The organism is Veillonella sp. AF36-20BH (assembly GCF_003602765.1).
GTDB lineage: Bacteria > Bacillota > Negativicutes > Veillonellales > Veillonellaceae > Veillonella > Veillonella hominis.
Genome location: NZ_QTLR01000003.1, coordinates 59644 through 80016, shown reverse-complemented (window position 1 = coordinate 80016; position 20373 = coordinate 59644). Strand labels below are relative to the sequence as shown.

Here is a 20373-nt window from a genome sequence, read left to right as displayed (position 1 = left end):
AAATTTTATCTTAAATTGCAATATGAAATTGAACAGTATTTAAATCCACTATTTTATTAACTTCTTCTAAAAAGACTTCTTGTGGTGTTTTGTAATGTAATATCTTACGTGGTAAGTTATTACACCAGTGAAGAGTTCGGCGTAGTGTATGTTCTGAGATATTTTCTATTCGTTTTCCTTTTGGAATAAAACGACGAAGTAAACCGTTATGTCTTTCGTTAGAGCCTCGTTCCCAAGCTGAATAGGGCCTTGCAAAATAGATAGATAGTATCTCATCTTCAAGGTCAGATATATCCGCTAATTCTAAACCATTATCAGCGGTTATCGTCTTACATAACAATCCTAACTCCACATTGCTTCTAAATGTACTTAACCACGTTTCTAATGTTTCTTTTACATCATGAGCACGTGCAGAAGGACAGCGTAAAGCTATATATAATCTACTTTTTCGTTCTATTAAAGAAATCAACACATCATCTGTTTTATCTTTTGCTCCACGAACAGTGTCTATTTCCCAATGACCAAACTCTTCTCGAGTTTCAATCGTAGCATCACGAAGTTCTATTGATTTTCCCAGTTCACGTTTATACTTACTCAAAACGGACTTTCTTAGTGAGCGACGTGTTACTAGAGATAGATCAATAGCTTTTCCCCCAAGTAGTCCTTGATGAAGATAGTTATATAAAGTTTTAGTACAAACCATTTCATTACGTGCAAATATACAATGACGTTTAGCATATCCGACAGCAGCATCAAAGGACCAATGTTCTTTACATACTTTTTCTTCAATCCAGAGTATGAAAGACTCTATGAAGCCTAATTTTATTGTATTAAATGAGCCAAGACGTTGTTGTTCATATGTTAATTGCTCTGAATCTGCTAAATAGACAAGACGAGCTCTACCTTACCGGATTTGGACAACCGAACCCCGTTTTAGTTCTGTATAAATAGTGGTTCTAGAGTGTCCTAATACGGTTGCAATAGCTGTAACAGAATCGCTGGCGGCGATTCTCTTTTCTACATAAAAGCGTTCTTCTAGGTTTAAGTGTTTGTACGTAATGTTGTGTTATGATTAATATAGTCCATAGTGATTACCTCAGTTAGATTATGTTTGGTCACTTAAATCATAACACAAGGTTCACTATGGATTTTTGGTTGTTCAATTTCATTCTACAATTAAGCAATAAGATTATTTATTGAATAGAGTTATAATTGTTAACATTGGATATTATACTATTGTTTCCTTCAATGCTGTATTGTTATAGATGAATTAAAGTATCTTAATTTACTGATATTATTTAAATATAGTATTCATATACGATATTCTTAATATGAAAGAATGAATTATTTATCCAAACGAATAGATAAATATTCTCGTATGCCTTAATAGCTTATTTTCATAATCTTTGTATAAAGTAAGTGAGAAATATTAAGCAATGTTGATGATAGTAGAAGTAAATAGATTAGAAGTTCCTAATAGTCATTAAGTTGTCTGTTAGGAGCTTTTTTATTTCCAATACTAAAATCTATATCCATACGACTTCACCAAATATTCATAATTTAAACTGTTTATGATAAAATATTAGTAATATAGTTAGATTTTGAGCTTTAGTATACTTCTTTATTGGAACGATGTGGGGGATAATATGGGCTATATTGATACTTTAAACACAGAGGAAAGAGTTTCTTATTTAATAAAACCTATTTTAAAGGTACTTAGTCAATCAAGTAGGCCATTAACGACCGCAGAGATATGCTCTCAAATGATTAAGCTAGATCCATATATTGCTGAATACGCTGAAGCTCTATATACTTCAGGAAAAACAGGAAAACCGTATAAGGATTTTACTAAAAGATTTAGTCTTGCAATTAAAGAGCTAGAGGTTTTAAAGCTTTTAAGTCGTGAGGGGAAAGGTAAAAAGAGCCGTATTTTACTAACACAAGAAGGTCAAGATGTAGATATATCAGCATTAAATGTCGAGAAAGAAATTAGGGTTAAAGCGCAAAATCATTGGAAGGAAAGAAGAAAAAAGGTAACTGGAAAAAAATCAAAGACAGATAATGTAGCAAAAAATGAAAATAGGTTGCTATGGAGGGCAACTGCAAACTTTAAAGAATCTGGTTTCTCTTGGTATCAACTTGAAGTTGGTGATGTTGTTACGTACAACTATGCAACTGAAAAGAACATAGAAATCGGAAGATTTGGCTTAGGGTATAATAAAGATTCTGGAGCGGGCTCTAATCAACCTGCGGGTTCCATAGTTTGTGTTTTTCAAATTGTTGATTATTTAATTTTACCTGATTTACAAACTAACAAAGCCGTATTACGTTGTGTACATAAATTTGATAACCCAATAAGTCTTTATGAGATTAATAGTTGGTTTAATGATGGAAGTTCATTAAATCTTCAAGGTGGGCTTGCCTCAATTTCAGATACTCAAGCAGATATTATTATTAATAAATTTGAAAGTATTATACCTAAATTATCACCCTTTATAAAAAGTAGTAAAATATTTTTACCAATAGATCAAAGAGAACATCCACTACAGATAATGTTGTATGGTGCACCTGGTACTGGCAAAAGTTATAGTATAAGCTTTTTAATAAGACAAAGTTATCCAAGCTTCAATGAATGTGATGATAACCCTTATGTTTTCCGTACCACTATTTATCGTGATTACTCTTACTTTGATTTTGTAGGTAATATTATGCCTGTAACAAAAGATGGGAAAATTTCTTATGAATTTGTACCAGGAATTTTTACAACTGCTCTATTTGCTGCGTTAAGAAATCAAGATAGTGGTATAGATGTATATCTTATTTTAGAGGAAATGTCTCGTGGTGATATTGCTAGTATTTTTGGTGACATATTCCAGCTATTGGATAGAGATGATACAGGTAAAAGCATGTATGGTATTAACAATAAATCCATTTATGAATACCTTATTTTAAATGGAGCTATAAAGCCAGGATATAAGATTGTTATTCCAAAGAATTTACATATCATAGGTACCGTTAATACAAGTGATCAAAATGTTAATGTTATTGATACTGCGTTTAAACGAAGATTCGATTTTAAATATGTCGGAGTTGAACCTATTAAGTCAAATAATAATGGCTACGTCAATAATTTTAGTATTAATTTTACAAGTGACAATCAGTATGAGTGGGTAAAACTATATCAAGCAATCAATCATGTTATAATAAATGATTTAGGATTAGCAGAAGACAAACAGCTAGGGCCTTTCTTCTTAAAGGATAAAGGTAATGATGACTTAAATAGAGATCAAGTTGCTAATAAATTATTACATTACTTATGGCAGGATGTAGAGCGTGTTTCGTATACTAGTGGAAGCCTTTTTGCTGACGGTATAACATCTTTTAGTCAATTATATTATGCATTTGAGAAGCGAGAAAATATTTTAAGTAAATCTGTAATCGAGCAATATGGGAAGTTATGATATGGAAAAGGATGTATTGGACTATCACTTTGAAATTATTAATGATGGTGATAATTTGACAGAGTCTTTTTGCGATGATTGGGATATTTATCCATATTGTGATCGATATAATGAGAGGTTGAGCTGCTCGTTTGTAGGGATGGTAGTGAAAGAAGGTAATATTCTACTATCCTTTCCTAAGAACTATAATGTTGGTAAAGTCACTTCACGAGATGAGAAGTTATGGATATTACAATCGATGAAAGACATATTACATATTATAGAGCAAGATAGACAATTGTATGGGGTTGAGCCTGGACAATTAACTGACACGATTCCTGTAGATGCATATCATTATATTCTTAGATATTATTTAGAGCTTGGATTATATCATCGTCAAATAAGGGATACCTCTAAAGGTTATAAAGGGCACATCAATTGGCATCAAACAATAAATTCAATTCGTCCTTTATTAAGTGATGGAAATTTTATATATTCTCCATTTATAGTTAACTGTGAATATGATGAGTCAATTTTTATAACTGAGTGTATGGATTATGTCTTATATGATTTTTATAAATCATTTCAATCTTTATTAGATGATATCCATCCTTATAAACGTAAATTTTATAATCCTATTTTTGACGAGTACAATTTTTGCATCTCTAAATTACAAACATTAATTGGTCGTCTTTTCAAGGATCATGAACGGTTGTTGTTGAACTCTTTGATAAGATACTTTCAATGGAAAAGTAATCATAGTAAGTCCTCTGAGTTTCTAACTCTGTATTTTGAATGGTTTTGGGAACGTATGGTACATTCGTATTTGTCTAATCATGTACTAATCTCGGGTGATGATTATGAAATTACAACGGAGCTACAACCTACCAAGCTAAATATAATAAAACCAGATAACATGGATATCGAGCAACGTAAAAATGGTGAACGTAGTCGATTTTCAATACAGTTTGATCATTACTTAAAAATTGTAACTAGTAGAACTCAACCATTAATCTTATTGTTTGATTCCAAGTATTTTTCTAATGATGTGAATGCATTTAATTATAAGCAAGCATTTTATTACTATTATTTGCGTGGTAAATATAAAGATGCCATTATTAGAAATGCTTTAATCATACCTACATCAGGTGAAAGGAGAACTGTAGTACACGTTGATAGACAACACATTGATGGTCTATATATTCGTGAGGAATATATAAACCTTAAGGATGTAATCGACTATTATAATTCGATCATATCTTAATAGTAATTGTAAAAGATATATACATAAGTAAAAAATCTCCCTAGTTGTAATATGATAGCAACTAGGGAGATTTCCTTATTTGGCAGTACGTATTAGTTATGCAGTCCTCGTTTACTGTATATTTTTAAGATTATAGCAATAATTGTATTTAACACAAATAGAGCGGCAAAACATTCTAAAGCAGTAGTATAGCCATATCCTGCTTCGTGAAAGTATGATACGAGCATAGGGCCTGCGATGCCCGCTAATCCCCAAGCAGTTAGAATACGGCCATGAATAGTCGATAGTTGACGTATACCATAGAGGTCAGCTAGATATGCTGGCATGCAGGAGAACCCGCCGCCATAGCATGTGATAATGAGAAGGATTAAAGTTTGGAATGTTAGCGCGCTATTGGTTTGGGCGAGTAGATAGAATGCGACGATTTCTATAATAAAGAATAGTATGTAAGTTTGTGCTCGTCCAAGGTAATCGGAGATAGTAGACCATGCAATGCGCCCTCCGCCATTGAAGATACCGATGATACCAACCAGTGATGCAGCTGCTGTAGGTGTCATACCAATGGCTTCCTGCGCCATAGGGGACGCTAAGGATAGTAGGCCTATACCACAGGTAATATTAATAAAGAATACCCACCAAAGGGCCCTGAATTGCCAAGTTTTCATGGCATCATTGGCTAGCATGCCATGGGTATGAACGTACATGGTGGATTTATCTTTCGTAGTTCGAGTTGGGTGTTTCGGTTGAGGTGCTTTCAAATAGAGTGAAGAGGCGCCCATAATTACGAGATAGATTACACCGAGGATAATGAAAGTATCCACCAATCCAACCTGAGCTACAAGGTATTGCATAAGAGGCCCTGCAATGAGAGAAGCAAACCCAAAACCCATAATAGCTAAACCAGTAGCAAATCCTGGGCGATTTGGAAAGTATTTCACGAGTGTAGAAACTGGTGTTATATAACCAATGCCTAGTCCAATGCCACCGATGATGCCGTAGAAGAGATAGAGTAAGGTAAGATTGTGTATGCTAAGTGCGTAGGCCGTACCCAATAATCCGGTTACCCAGAATAACATAGCGAGAAGTCCACTTTTCTTAGGACCAATTTTTTCTGCAAAGGATCCAAGAAAGCCCGCAGATAGCCCGAGCATTAAAATGGCTAGTGAGAATGTCCATGTTGTTTGCGATAAAGTAAAACCCATATCTGCCATAATAGGACGTGTGAGTACACTCCATGCATATACGCTACCAATGGATATGTGCAAACCAATGGCTGCTAATGCAATAAACCAACGATTTCTCATAAGAAAACTCCTTTCATATAGGTGAGATATTCAGATATAGATAAAGAAGCATTTGTTACGAGAAGGCGATAAAAAAGACCATCTGAACAAAAGCTTGCCCAGACGGTCGGCTGTCACACGATGTGTGCTACTGTGCATGTAGTTAATTCTACGTATCCGTCAGCCCAGTAGGAATATATTACAAATATAGCAATTGAAAGGACATCTTGTCGGTGATATAAGTCACTATCGTATGCACTATGAGGATTTATAAAAGAAAACAAGGAAAGAAATCCTTAGATTCTTTTCCTTATTTAAATATGATATAATTTATATCAAAGTGAGGCATAAATGGTTTCGACGCCAGACTTCGCTTCTAGATTTATTGAATTGAAGAAACGGTCTGACTTCTATGTCGGGCCTTTTTTCATGCGTTTTCTCACCGCCAATCTCTAGAAGATTAGCAAAGGCTGGACCCATTTAGAGGACTCAAGCTTAATATAGTGTTGTTGATAATAAAAGTAAATAGATTAGAGGTTCCTAATAGTCACCTAGGTGACCAATAGGAACCTCTTTCGCTTTGTAATTATTTTTATCGATATCTCTTTATTTTTCGCAATATATTTTAGAATTCATCTTATAGCAAAAAAGGGGCCTATCTATCGTTCTGAATTTTTGGTTTTATAGATTTATTTCAATAAATTTTTACTATATAATGAAATTATTATGAGATGCACGTGGTATGATTTATTTTATTGTAGCCAATTCAGTTATTAAGGCGCTAATGATTAGTTTTTCTTTTATTGAAAGCGGTGTCCTAGATGAATGTAAATCATGTATTATTAATATTTAAATCTGCATTAGAATATGCTGATTTTAAGGGGATTAATAATTTGTTAGCAGACAATTGTCAGTATATTAATGTTGAGAGGAATATATTAAAAAATGGAAAGATAGAAGTATATGATTTTCTAAATTCAATAGCAAAAAGAACCAGAGATGAAAATGTAGCCGTGTATGCACATATGATGACACTTAGGGGAGAAATCAAAGAAAAAGAGTTGTTTTATGAAGGTCAAAGAGGGCTCGCTATTGCATACAATGAAATAGACAATTATGCTATAGGTATGTTTATTGAGTTAGATTCAAATAATTTTATTAACAAAGTTATTATTAGTGATAAAATTCCGAGTTTTAGACTTGATAAATATCGTGCTGAACATAAGTCCCCTCCTATAGATTACATTTTTTATAAGACGCCTGTTGATTTTTTGGATTGGCTTACGGCTATTAGTATTTGGTTAGAAACTGGACATGTAGATGAGCATTCTTTTTATGATTCACTTGCTGATGAGTGCTGTGTACATTTTCAAAGAAAAGATCAAGAACCTATTTTATTGTTAGGTAAGGAAGAAATTATAAATGACTTTAGTAAGATAATGAATTTATTTTTCTATACTATGCCACATATAATTCATGATAAGAATAATAGATCCTTTATAAAGTATGGACCTATGACGATTGAAATCGGCCGTAGTTTAGCGGGACCAGCAAATTCTGTACATATTTATATTGACGATACTGAAGATTAGTTTACATATTATTTTTTTCTTAGGTTCATTATGCTTTAAAACAAAAAAGAAATCGTATGAGACTCCTTTCCCTGTTTAGATATGATATAATTTATATTAAAGTGAGGCATAAATAGTTTGGTCGCCAGACCTCGCTTCTAGAATTTAATGTTGAAGAAACGGTCTGACTTCTATGTCGGGCCTTTTTTCATTCCCCAATTAGAAAGCTAGCTTTCAGCTAGAGGACAACCACTTTCATAAAAGCAGTCTAATTATGTTACAATACAGTTAATATGAGTGTTTTATAGGGAGGGGATTGTATATGAAACGTTATATTACAGCACTTACTTTAGGTCTATGTTTAGCGTTACCAATGCTTTCACAAGCTAGTGATATCAAACCTGTTATGCATGTTACAAATGTACATAATGGTCAATATGATGAGGGTTTAGATGCTATTACAGAAACCAAGTTTTTTGGTCCGTATCAGTTCCGTGTATTGAAGGACTCTGTGGAGACTAAGGGGGAAACTAAAGATATAGATGGGAGAGCCTTTAGAACCTCTGATGGTGTTTTTATGCATGTGAAGGCTGGATCTATCGATAATACAAATGCGACCTTAGATAATGAGATTGAAAAAATTGTTAAAGATAGAACGGTTCCTGAACCTACGGTAAAGATGGTATTGCCTGTTAAGCATGATGTAATAGAGGTCTATAATGATGGTGTGCGCAGCTTACTGGCCGAATTTATGTATGGCTGGCCATTACATAATAGGACGGACATGGTATTAGTTACTGATTATGAAGACACTCGTTACTATTATAAGTTGCAATTTTATAGAGACAAGCTACCAAATGGTGTTCGCATTGAGCAGTTGCGCCAAATGATTATGGATGCGCAGTTTAGTTATAAATAAGGTAGACTCCCATATTTGTTTATCATAATATATTTAGTCAGTCTGTAATATTTAGCTGAACGGGTATAGTAAAAGTAAATTAAAAAGAGGTTCCTATGAGTCAACTTGTGACCATTAGGAACCTCTTTTGTTGTGCAAGAGTTTATATAGTTTTCAAACTATTATAATATGCTTTTACCTAAAGGAAATACAGTTTTACCGAATACTTTGTTAACAAGTACCGCACCGGAACCGTAGAAGCCCAAGAGGGAGATGAATAATTCAGACCATGCTGCAAGAGCAAAGAAGCCTGTGCGACCACCCAAGAATAGATCTGTTGAAAGACCAAAGAATAGGAAGCAGATAAGAACCATAATAGCGAATACAACTTTGTTTGTTTTCAAAGATGCGATAGTACCGAAAATAGAGAAGATTAAGAAGCCCACAAAAGCGAATGCTAATTGCGTTACATCAAAGCCTTTTTGAATTTCAGGACCGAAGGCGCCCATTTGAATCAACCAAACACCAGCCATAGCGGACCAGAATAAACCGTATGCACCGAATACAACGGAGCCGAATGGATTGTTCTTCTTGAAATCAAAATAACTTGCGATTAATTGGGCCAATGAACCTAATAAAACTGCCCAAGGTATAATAACGGATGTTGTTGGACCAGACCAGCCTACGCGGGACGTGGATACCACAAAACATACTACAGCGAGACCAAGTAGACCAAGACCAGTAGGATCCGCTACATTTTCGCTCATTTCAACTTTTCTTACTTCCTTTTCCATTTGTTCCTCATTTCTCCGTCAACTAACTACAACTACACAGCCCAATCTTCACATGATTACAACTATTGTCATCTCCTATTAAATACTGTGTGTACTGAATTGACAGATAACCATTGTGAAAGTACTGCCCCATAAATGTAACATATATCACAGTTTTAAGGCAATAGAGTGAGTCATAGATGTATGCCTAAAACGCATATAAAGAAATACGTTAAAAACATATAAAAAGCGAAGAAATAATGAGGAATAAGATTTTAACCTTATATATTTCTACGCTTTTATCAGAATTAGTATCTAATGTATATAAATTTGTTATAGATTAAGGAGTACAATGCTATCTAGGATATTATTTAACGCTTGTCGATGTATTTGGTGCATAGGACCTAGGTATTTCCTAATTGAGTTTAATTATAAAATTATATTCACATAATCATTTATTAGAATTAGTGATAAATGATGTGTTGATATATGATGTACGTTGAGAAAATCAAAAGGCTTAGCGCATAATTTTTAACATTTTGACAAGCCCTATGTAATAGGCGTACCCTTTAATTAGAAACGTTTGTTATTATGTGATGTATTTTTTGTGTTGTTATGTAAAAGGGGCGTAGAACATGGAAAAGAAAATGGGGCAACAGCCAAGCAGATATAAAGCTCTCTTGACTGCTGTTTTAGTAACAAGTACGTGCGGTTGTTTATGGGGTAGTCCTGTTTATGGCGAAACTCCTGTTACTGATGGTAATGGTAATGAGTATTTAGCTAGTGATAATACCAATATTACCGGTAAAAAGAATACGGTAACTAGTGGTAAAAATGCTACTATCGTAGGGGATAATAACACAATCAGTAAAACCTTTCCAAACGAGAAGGGGAAACCAGTTAACTCCATGGGCAGCGAAGATGTGCGAATTGTAGGTTCAAACAATACCGTTCAAGGTAGTCGTAGACAGCATGTTATTGGTGACAATAATACATTAATTGCTCGTGATAAGGGAACTGTTACGGATTATAAGCATAAAACAGGGCGGGAGCCGAATACGTCTGATTTGACAATCGGTAGAGGCAATTTCCTTCGTGGTAATGACACCTATCGAAATGAATGGGATTCATTGACCGTTATTGGGAACAATAACAAAGCTGAATATAGTGTAGAATCTGCCGGTGGCCCTGCTGCAGGTATTGTTATCGGGGACAATCAAAATCTTGATACCATAAGAGATTCTGTTGTTATAGGCAGTATGTCTCCGGCGGAACAGGCTGAAAAATCAGAAAGTGATTCGAGGGATAAAAAATATACAGTCGGTAGAAGTAGTACTATTATTGGGTATCACTCAGCCAATTCTTCAGGAGGCAGTGTAGTCATTGGTAATCACTCAAAGGCAAATAGTATTTTTCAAACCCTAACCGGTCATGGTTCTGTTATAGAGGGTGGAACAGAGATGAGTCGTTCATCGGGAGCATTTTCGTCATCCTATGGTAGTTTTAATAGTATTGAAAGTACTTCAACTGAAAATGATGAAGCTGATAGTATCGGTAATACGATAACTGGTAGTTTGAATAGAGCCTCTGGATCAACAGGAACCATGATTGTAGGTTCCGGGAATGAAGTAACAAATTCTAAGGCCTCTGTGATACCTCTTCCTGAATTAGGGACTACTTTGGGGAACTTTTATCTTGAAAGCGCTGAAATAGCTGGCATGGATAAGATAAATGGAAATCATGAAGGAACCGTAGAGGCTGGTCGTAAAAACATGAAGGCCTATATGGCGGGGCATGCTGGTGCCGTATCTATTTTAGGCAATAGTAATAGCGTTGATTATACGATGCGTTCCCAAATATCGGGTACTAATAATGCGTTAAAAGGCCAAGAAGGGCACATGAATGTTTATAATAACATGAGTGGATATGGCAATGAAGGTAGTAACATTAGCCGAACCACAATAGTTGGGACAGGTAATAGTCTAAAAAATGGCGAAGACAATGTGGTTATCGGTGACTTTCATAAGCTTGATGGTGGCAAACATAATGTCGTACTAGGCTCTATGGCTTCAGAGGAAAAAGAAGTAACAAAGACCCTTAAAAATTCTTGGGATGGTAGTGAAACTAAATATACGGTTAAGGAAATAGTTCCTACGAGACGCAATACGGCTAATATTGAAAATGCTGTTATGCTCGGATATAATACGGATGTTAAAAATAATGGTGGTGTAGCGTTAGGTAGTGATTCAGTAGCTTCTAGAGATAAAGGGATTGCTGGCTATGATCCTTCTAGGAACGCTACCTCGACAGAAGGCTCCCCAACTTGGAAGTCCACTGCAGCAGCCCTTTCGGTAGGGGATTCAACAGGGGATACGGTTTTGACACGCCAAATTACGAATGTTGCAGCCGGTAGTGAAGATACAGATGCGGTCAATGTAGCTCAATTAAAATGGATTGCCACAGAATCTGCATCTACTATGGAACACCGATTCAGTCAAGTGGATACTCATATTAATCAGGTGGATACTCGAGTTAAGCGTGTAGGGGCCGGTGCAGCGGCATTGGCTGCATTACATCCACAAGAGTTTGATCCATATGATAAATGGAATATTGCTGCCGGGTATGGCAATTATCGTGGCGTTAATGCCATAGCGCTCGGTGTTTTCTATCGCCCTAATAGTAAAGCTTTATTCTCTATTGGTGGAAGCTTCGGCGGAGGCGAAGATCTCCTTAACCTAGGTGTTAGTCTGAAATTTGGTAAAAGTAATCCTTATGCGGAGTATTCCAAGGCAGGGCTTATTAAGGTTATTAACGACCAAGATGAAAAGCTTAAACAACAAGACGAAAAAATCAATACCATGCAAGAACAAATTAATAAAATGATGGCTAAATTAGATCTTTAATATAGCTTTTTGTATTTATACACAGCCGACTATGTTACAATAATGTAATGTAGTTGGCTGTTGTATTATGCGAGGTAACTTATGACTGAAATACAAGCTCTTTTATTAATAAAATCTATTCTCGAATCCGCAGATATTCATGGTATTGAACATATTTTAAGTGAAGATTGTGAATATATGTCTACGGGCCGTGGCATTATTGGGCGTAATCGTAATGAAACAATCGAATTTTTGTCCTCTATGGCTGAGTCGATTAAGGCCGATAATGTGCCTGTTACATGTAAGGTGATGCACATTACCGATGTGTATGAGGAGGATGCGCTATTTCACGAGGGTCGTCATGGTTTAACCGTTTCTTATGAAAGTGGCGATAACTATGTGTACATGATTTTTGTAGATGTAAATGATGAAGGCCTTGTAGATCGTATCGTTTCAAGCCAAGAAAATTATAGTATTGAGTATGATGATCTCCGCTTTAGTTCTGATGAAAGCGAATATGCTTTCACGACTTCGCCAACCACAGTGAAAGACTGGATTACAGTCCTTAGTATGTGGTTAGAAACGGCAAATGTAGATATTGATGACTTCTATCAATATATCGATGAAGACACGCGCGTTGTATTCCAAAAAGGTGATGCTGAATCGATTACTCTTGAAAGCGGTCTTGATGTAGAGGATTACTTTGATCAATTAATGAACCAACACTTTGATGCGGTGCCTCATATTATTCGCGATGAAGAAGATGGTCTTATTTTGACTTATGGTCCTATGAGTGCTATTGCTACACTTAATGAAGAAGGTGCATTAGCACTTATCAGTATCTATATCGATATACGCGATGAAGATGAAGCGACTGATGAGGTTGGTTATATCGAAGAGGACTTAACGAAGGAAACTATTATTGAAGAGGATCTATATTAGTCGATACTACTCATTTGATATATCTAATCTAATTAGAATTAATAGATAAAATAAAAACTACCAGTTAAACATATATCTTTTAAACAGATCTTCTGCTATGGAAGGATAAGCCACTAGATATTATGAATAACTGGTAGTTTTTTGTATTATTTACATTTCATCATGGTCTTTAATGAGACCAGCTTTTTTCTTTTTCCAGTAGGAGTAGTAGAACGGCAAGATTACGATACAGCCGCCTAGACCCCATAATAATTGGTTAGTTTGAGCTTGGGCAAGCATCCATAGGGATGTGCCGATAGCGATGACTGGGATTAAGTAGCCACCAGGGATTGTGTAGGAACGAGCTTTATCTGACCATTTACGACGGAAGATGATAACAGCTAAACATGTTGGTAGGTATTGTGTAAAACGAGATACTGCGCTGATGGCTGCTAGTGTAGTAAAGGAACCAGACCAGGCAAGTAATACACTGGCAATGGCAGTAACGATAGCTGCTATATATGGTGCATTATAACGATTACGTTTTGCCAAAGCACTTGGTAGCATACCATCTTCCGCCATGGATGTTGCCACACGAGGTGCATAGTAAGCTTCGGCAAAGTTGATACCACCCATAGAGATCAATGTACCTATTAATACGATATACATACCAATAGGACCAACAATTACGTTGAATGCATCTTGTACTGGAGCCTTGGTATTTGCTAAATCAGTACCAAGTACACCAATAGATACGGCGAGGATTGCCATATACAGAACCGATACGAGAAGCATACACATGATAATAGCACGTGGTAAATTCTTTTTAGGATTTTTCATATCCTCTGCAGCAATGGCAATAACTTCAAACCCTGTATAGGCAAAGAATAGAAGAACTGCAGCTTGAGCAAATGATCCATCTACATAGATGTCTTGAGGGAAGACTGGTGTAAAGTTAGCTCCATTTATAAAGAAAATACCAATTGCAATAAATAGGGCAAGAGGGACTAGTTTAGAAATAGTGATTAAGTTGTTAACGAATTTGGATACGTTAACACCAAATATATTTACAATGGTAAGACCTACAATTAAGATAAATGAAATGACATCCTTTGCAAAATCACCACTTAAAGCTGGTACTGCAGCACCTAATGCTGTAGCAAAGCCAACGGCCATAGCCGCCCAGGCAATAACGGTGACGATCCATTTTAGAACGCCCACTTCAAAGGCCCAAAAATCACCTAAAGCATGTTTTGCATATAGATAAGGACCTCCATTACGTGTAAATAGGCTGGCTGCCTCTGCAAAGCAAAGGGCGATACAACCTGCGATAACGGCGTCAAATAACAGGACGCCTAAGCTAGCGGAACCAATTATAGAATATGCTTTGTTTTGTAGTAGGAAAATACCTGTTCCTACAATACCATTGATGCCTAGGAGTACAATACTCCAAAAGCCAAATTTTCCTGTTTCTTTCATGATACAATCTTCCTACTATTTAGTTATATTTTCTTGAACTGCTTTTACGAATGCAGTAAATAAACGCTTGGCATTATCGTCATTTGTAGACATCATTTCTGGGTGGAACTGACAGGCTACTAACCAAGGATAAGATGGATCCTCTAAACCCTCTACAGTACCATCCTTAGCTCTTGCTACAACTTGTAATCCTTTACCGACATTTTTAACTGTTTGGTGATGATGGGAATTCGTAATCCAAGTATTGCAACCTATAGCACTAGCTAGTTTTGAGTTGGTCTCAATCTCTACAGTATGGGTACCAAGAGAAGGTGTTTGATTCTGAGAGTGTTTTATTATACAGTTTTGATCATATTTTAAGTCTTGGAATAAAGAACCGCCACGATATACATTTAAGATTTGTAAGCCACGACAGATGCAAAAGATAGGAATTTGTCTTTCTTCTGCTGCTTTGATTAAAGCAAAGTCGAATTGATCGCGCTCCGGAAATACATCGCCAATACCTTGCAAAGGTTCTTCTCCATAGTGGAGAGGGTATACATCATGGCCGCCGGATAATAGTAAGCCGTCAAGCTTTGCTACCGTTTCGCGAGCTACATCAAGATTTTCGGTAAATGGAATTATAACAGGAATGCCACCAGTTTCCTCAATAGAACGAGGATAGTCTTGGTTTACGTAAGAACGCAATAAATCTACGTAAGGACCACCATTATCTCGTGAGATATTGCCAGATATGCCAATGAATGGTTTCATCATAATATCACCTCATATGTGTAAAAAACTGTACAACCTTATGTTAGTGTATCAGATTTTATGGATAAAAACACTACTAATAGATATAATTATAAGACTTATAATAGAGAAAATATGTTAAAGTTGATACATTTTACTATATTTTCTTTCAAGATATAGTTGTATCTGTTTATTGCGAAACATGGTATGATAGACTACGAATGAACTGTGCGGGAGGTTTACTATGGTTTTTCTAACATCCTTACAAAGTATCATACCTATTGTACTACTTATTTTGTTAGGATATATATTAAAAGGGCGGGGCATGTTTAATCCTACCTTTAGCGGTAATTTATCGCGATTTATCATGTCGGTTGCATTACCAGCGGGAGTATTTGTATCTGTATTACATCACCTACATACTTCTGATATATGGAATTTACGATATGGCATGTTAGTGGTTGTCCTAACATATGTTATCGCATATATCGTAGCGTTTATTATGATGAAAATGTTGAAAGTTCCTAAAGGACGACGTGGTATTTTTATCAATATGGTAGTAAATGATAACTGCTTGTTTATTGGGTTACCAGTGCAAATTGCACTATTTGGTCAAGATGCGCTGCCGTATTTCTTGTTATATTACATCGGTAACACTATTTCCGTATGGATGGTGGGAGTATTCCTTATAGAACTAGATCCACTGCCAAATTCTGAAGTAGATTTTAATAATGGCTCCTATAAGATTGATAGTATAAATAATAGTTCAGAATCTACTGAAGGTAAAAGCAAGAAACCTAAATTTGATTGGAAGAAGTTATTACCACCACCATTGATAGGTTTTTTTGTGGCCTTAATCTTCTTGTTTTTTGAAATTCCTTTACTTCCAATTTTGCATACTACCTTGAATTACTTAGGTGATATGGTAACCCCATTATCCTTGATTTATATAGGTATTGTACTTCATGATGCGGGCTTAAAAAGCATGCGTTTAAATAAAGACTCCATCGGTGGGATTGTAGGACGATTTGTCATTTCCCCGATTATCATGTTCTGTTTGATTACGGTCTTACAATATGGAGCAGGCATAGTTCTAGAACCAATTGCAATCATTACCTTTGTTGTACAATCAGCAGGACCTGTCATTGCAGTATTGCCAATTGTAGCTAATGAATCAAAAGCTGATTTGCCATTTGCTACAGGTCTAGTTATGATTAGTACCATATTATTTGTTGTAGTAATTCCAATTATAATGGAAATTTTAACAATGATAGGTATACAGGCTTAAAATAAGGAAAAGATTAAAATAAGTAAATAAAAAATAGGTTCCTAATGGTCATATAGGTGACTATTAGGAACCTATTTTTATGTAAGTATATACAACTTATCTAAAGAATCTACCCACTAGAGGCATGCTAGCACCATCGTTTTTATTAAGGCCTTTTAAAAGAACCATGATAATTACGTACAGTAGTAATCCTTCAATACCAGTGAGTATAAAGTTAGCCCACATTGGTAGAATGTCTATTAAGTAATGGTAACTCATGAAAATAAGTATACCCATAATACCGGCACTGACCACATTTTTCCATAGTAAGGAAATATCAAGAAAGTAGCCTGTGTATTTTTTGATATAAATCAAGTTAAGTAATGCGGCAAAGCCAATATCAGCAACGGTTGCCCAGGCGGCACCGCCGATGCCAAGCCAAGGAATAGCAGTCAGTGTCCAGTTAAGGATGACCTTGATTATGAGGGAAATCCCCATATTTATGACTGGAATACGTGGTCTGTTGAGACCTTGTAGAATACCTGTTGTTACTTGATGTACACCTAGGAAGAATATAGAGAATGCCGTGATTTGCGTTGCTAGTTCTGCCTTAGGCGCATTGTAAATCAGTGTAACAGTTGGGGCAGCAAGTACATATAATAGCACTGTAAATGGTACGGTTGCCATAAATGTTAAACGCATAGAGCCAGCAGTGCGATCATATATACCTTGATGATCGCGTTTTGCAAAGGCATGAGAGATAGCTGGTACAATGCTTGTCGCAAGGGCTGCGGTAATGATGGTAGCCAAGTTGATGAGCGGTACCGCCATCCCAGTAAGATAACCGAAGAGTTCTGTTACTTCGTTCATTGGGAACCCAGCATCTAATAAGCGACGTGGTACGATAAGTAAGTCGAGATTCGCCGTCAACGGTAACATGATACTTGCTAAGGAAATTGGTATGGACAATGTTAAGAGTCGTGACAGAATTTCTTTAGCTGATTCACGGGGACCATCGTAGCTTTCACCAGTACTACTTGCCTTAGGTAATTTATAGTAGTAGTACAAGAGCACTAGGAAGGCACCAAAAGCACCTACACCTGCACCCAAGCTAGCGCCACCTGCCGCGGCCGGTAAACCGTAAGGTAATAAAATAGCAGCAGCACCTAGCATAACGATAACCCGTAGCAATTGTTCTACAATTTGGCTAATCGCTGTGGGCGTCATCATTTCATAGCCTTGGATATACCCGCGGAAACAGGAAATCCATGTTACAAAGAATACTGCCGGAGCGAGCGCGATGATAGAGTAGTAGGCACGGCTTTCAGCAATGAGACCACTAGAAATTAACCAATCTGCACCAAAGTACATGGCAAGACTGGCGATAAAACCTGTAATAGTCAACATTGTAAAAGAAATATTGAATACTCTCTTAGCACCACTAAAGTCGTGTAAGGCTAATCGTTCTGCCGTCAAAATAGAGATGGCAATCGGCACACCTGCGCTCGAAATTTGCAATAGTAACAAATAGATAGGAAAGGCCATCTGGTAGATGCCGATCCCTTCACCGCCCAAGATGCGGGATAAAAGAATCCAGTTGATACTACCGATGGCTTTCACTACGAAACCGGCAATGGTTAAAATTAAGGTTCCTTTTAAAAATCCACTAGCCATTGATTATAGTTTGTTAGAAGAACCTAATACATTTTTGATTTTGTGAGCTACCATGCCTTTAATAGCATCACGAGCAGGTCCTAAATATTTACGTGGGTCAAACTCAGATGGGTTTTGAGCCAAGTATTCGCGTACAGATGCAGTCATAGCAAGGCGAAGGTCTGTATCGATATTGATTTTGCAAACCGCCATTTGAGCTGCTTTGCGAAGCATTTCTTCAGGTACGCCTTGTGCACCAGGGATGTTGCCACCAAATTCATTACATTTTGCTACGAATTCAGGCAATACGGAGGATGCCCCATGCAATACGATTGGGAAGTTAGGCAATAATTCGCCAACTTTTTTCAAACGATCAAAATCGAGGTAAGGGTTGCCTTTGAATTTGTATGCACCGTGGCTAGTACCAATAGCGATTGCTAAGGAGTCTACACCTGTGAGATGGACAAACTCAGCAGCTTGTTCAGGATCAGTGAAGCGAGCATCTGCATCAGATACGTTTACATCATCTTCAACGCCTGCTAAACGGCCCAATTCTGCTTCTACTACAACGCCGTGAGCGTGAGCATATTCAACAACTTGTTTTGTGATTTTTACGTTTTCATCGAAATCATAATGAGATGCGTCGATCATAACGGATGTGAAACCACCATCTACACAGTCTTTACAGATTTCAAAGGAATCGCCGTGATCAAGGTGAAGAGCGATCGGTAAGTTGCTGTCTTCAAGAGCTGCTTCTACGAGTTTAACAAGGTAAATATGTTTAGCATATTTACGAGCACCTGCAGATACTTGCAAGATAAGAGGGGATTGTTCTTCTTTCGCTGCATCTACGATACCTTGTACGATTTCCATGTTGTTTACATTGAAAGCGCCAACAGCATAGCCGCCTTCATAGGCTTTTTTGAACATTTCTGTAGTAGTAACTAATGGCATGTTGTCCTCCTTGGCCATAGGGCCTGTCATATCATGTTATTAATACTGTGACTGCTAGTGTTTCTAGCGCATATGAGCTAGATAAAAAACTAGTGTTATTGCAATCATATATCAATTCAAGTTAAGTATATCAAGAAACACTATAAAGGGCCAATATTTTTTGTATAACTTATGCATAAATTTCGTCTTGTTTTGTGACCCATGTGGGTTATTTCTGTGTAGGAGCATTTATTTATTGGTGTTATATCAGCTCAATCGTTTAGCAATACGTTCATATCCTCTGGCATTTCTGCATGCAGTTCGAGCCATTCATTTGTTATGGGATGATAAAAGCTTACGCGCGCTGCGTGTAGTGCTTGGCGTTGGATAGATTCTAGATGACCACCGTATAAGTCATCACCAGCTAGTGGATACCCTAGTTGAGATAAATGAACTCGAATCTGATGGGTGCGTCCTGTGTGCAATAAGCATCGTACATGGGTAAACTGATTATAAGATGTAAGCGAATTGTCAGTTGAACATACATTACTATTATTATTCATCGTAATTACATCATCAGAATTAATCTTACCACTACTGATTTTGCTTGTATTTTTACTAATAATAGTTATATTCGTGCGAGCCGGCTTTCCTTGGCCTGTACAACAACGCTCAATGATACTGCCTGGTTTACGACCTATAGGCCAGTTAATGCTTATAGGCACAGCAGGGAGATGTCCCTCTACAATGGCGTCGTAGCTTTTGTAAAAATGGGTGTGTTTTTTATCAAAAGCATGTTGGACCACCGATGTTTTAGCAATGATGACAATACCTGAGGTATCCTTATCTAATCGGTGTACGGGATGGAAATCATAATACTGATTTGTTTCTTGGTAGTAATGAAGTACACCATTTGCCAGTGTATGATCTCGTATGGTAGAAGTAGGGTGCATCAGAATACCAGCCGCTTTATTAATGACTAAAATATATTCGTCCTCATATATGATATCTAGTTCCATAGGGCTTAAACTAAACTCTTGCTCTGGTGTTAACTTCATAACGAGATGATCGCCACCATGAATGAGCATATTCCAGGTAGCAAATTTATCATTAACTGTTATGATGCCATCATTTCGTAAACGGCGTCTCATGCGCTGGGAAATATGCTGTTGTTTTATAATATGATTTATAGACTGTGTGTGTACATCAGAGTTTACAATCAAATCGATTATCGTTGCTGCTTTCATACGTATTATTATAACAAATAAAATATAAAT

15 protein-coding genes and 1 pseudogene are annotated in these 20373 nt (G+C 36.5%); 7 read left to right on the top strand and 9 right to left on the bottom strand.

The genetic code is table 11. The features are described from left to right. Nucleotides 1–10: 10 nt before the first annotated feature. Nucleotides 11–829, bottom strand: a pseudogene (locus tag DW000_RS04660) (IS30 family transposase); the annotation flags it as partial. A gap of 75 nt (nt 830–904) precedes the next feature. Then, a complete protein-coding gene (locus tag DW000_RS09970) occupies nt 905–1009 on the bottom strand; it encodes a hypothetical protein (protein WP_347736253.1) in 105 nt (34 codons plus the stop codon). A 637-nt stretch (nt 1010–1646) separates the two neighbouring features. On the opposite strand from DW000_RS09970, the gene DW000_RS04655 reads away from it, so the two are divergent. Together DW000_RS04655 and DW000_RS04650 are read left to right on the top strand one after the other, a co-directional pair. After that, the gene (locus DW000_RS04655; protein WP_120055355.1) at nt 1647–3461 is read left to right on the top strand and encodes an AAA family ATPase; all 1815 of its coding nucleotides are present in this window, start codon (nt 1647–1649) and stop codon (nt 3459–3461) included. 1 nt (nt 3462) lies between these two features. Continuing rightward, nucleotides 3463–4704 carry an LlaJI family restriction endonuclease gene (locus DW000_RS04650; RefSeq protein ID WP_165850998.1) on the top strand — a complete coding sequence of 414 codons (1242 nt, stop codon included), beginning with the start codon at nt 3463–3465 and terminating at the stop codon, nt 4702–4704. A 92-nt stretch (nt 4705–4796) separates the two neighbouring features. On the opposite strand, the gene DW000_RS04645 is transcribed toward DW000_RS04650, so the two are convergent. Further along, nucleotides 4797–6008, bottom strand: a complete 1212-nt coding sequence (locus tag DW000_RS04645) for an OFA family MFS transporter (RefSeq protein WP_120055351.1) — start codon at nt 6006–6008, stop codon at nt 4797–4799. A gap of 800 nt (nt 6009–6808) precedes the next feature. Between DW000_RS04645 and DW000_RS04640 the strand changes: the two genes are divergently transcribed. Continuing rightward, nucleotides 6809–7579 (top strand): hypothetical protein, encoded by a 771-nt coding sequence (locus DW000_RS04640; RefSeq protein WP_120055349.1) that lies wholly within the window; start codon nt 6809–6811, stop codon nt 7577–7579. Nucleotides 7580–7880: 301 nt separating this feature from the next. Then, complete coding sequence (locus DW000_RS04635; RefSeq protein ID WP_120055347.1) at nt 7881–8477, top strand: hypothetical protein; 597 nt, start codon at nt 7881–7883, stop codon at nt 8475–8477. A gap of 161 nt (nt 8478–8638) precedes the next feature. Here DW000_RS04635 and DW000_RS04630 read toward each other — a convergent pair whose 3' ends face one another. Continuing rightward, nucleotides 8639–9250 carry a GPR1/FUN34/YaaH family transporter gene (locus DW000_RS04630; protein WP_120055345.1) on the bottom strand — a complete coding sequence of 204 codons (612 nt, stop codon included), beginning with the start codon at nt 9248–9250 and terminating at the stop codon, nt 8639–8641. 614 nt (nt 9251–9864) lie between these two features. Here DW000_RS04630 and DW000_RS09960 point away from each other — a divergent pair. Together DW000_RS09960 and DW000_RS04620 are read left to right on the top strand one after the other, a co-directional pair. Further along, entirely contained in the window at nt 9865–12132 is a 2268-nt protein-coding gene (locus tag DW000_RS09960; RefSeq protein WP_120055343.1) for a YadA-like family protein, read from the top strand. A gap of 81 nt (nt 12133–12213) precedes the next feature. Then, complete coding sequence (locus DW000_RS04620) at nt 12214–13053, top strand: hypothetical protein (RefSeq protein WP_120055341.1); 840 nt, start codon at nt 12214–12216, stop codon at nt 13051–13053. 150 nt (nt 13054–13203) lie between these two features. Here DW000_RS04620 and DW000_RS04615 read toward each other — a convergent pair whose 3' ends face one another. Continuing rightward, nucleotides 13204–14511, bottom strand: coding sequence for an APC family permease (locus DW000_RS04615; RefSeq protein WP_120055339.1), 1308 nt, complete (start codon nt 14509–14511; stop codon nt 13204–13206). Nucleotides 14512–14526: 15 nt separating this feature from the next. Further along, a complete protein-coding gene (locus DW000_RS04610) occupies nt 14527–15267 on the bottom strand; it encodes a gamma-glutamyl-gamma-aminobutyrate hydrolase family protein (protein ID WP_120055337.1) in 741 nt (246 codons plus the stop codon). 220 nt (nt 15268–15487) lie between these two features. Here DW000_RS04610 and DW000_RS04605 point away from each other — a divergent pair, with 220 nt between their 5' ends. Further along, nucleotides 15488–16531 (top strand): AEC family transporter, encoded by a 1044-nt coding sequence (locus DW000_RS04605; RefSeq protein WP_012864537.1) that lies wholly within the window; start codon nt 15488–15490, stop codon nt 16529–16531. A 96-nt stretch (nt 16532–16627) separates the two neighbouring features. Here DW000_RS04605 and DW000_RS04600 read toward each other — a convergent pair whose 3' ends face one another. The 3 genes from DW000_RS04600 to DW000_RS04590 form a co-directional block, all read right to left on the bottom strand. Beyond that, nucleotides 16628–18184, bottom strand: coding sequence for a polysaccharide biosynthesis protein (locus tag DW000_RS04600; RefSeq protein WP_120055335.1), 1557 nt, complete (start codon nt 18182–18184; stop codon nt 16628–16630). 3 nt (nt 18185–18187) lie between these two features. Continuing rightward, entirely contained in the window at nt 18188–19117 is a 930-nt protein-coding gene (gene fba, locus DW000_RS04595; RefSeq protein ID WP_120055333.1) for a class II fructose-1,6-bisphosphate aldolase, read from the bottom strand. Between the two features lie 251 nt (nt 19118–19368). After that, nucleotides 19369–20343, bottom strand: coding sequence for an RluA family pseudouridine synthase (locus DW000_RS04590; protein WP_120055540.1), 975 nt, complete (start codon nt 20341–20343; stop codon nt 19369–19371). Between the last annotated feature and the right edge of the window lie 30 nt (nt 20344–20373).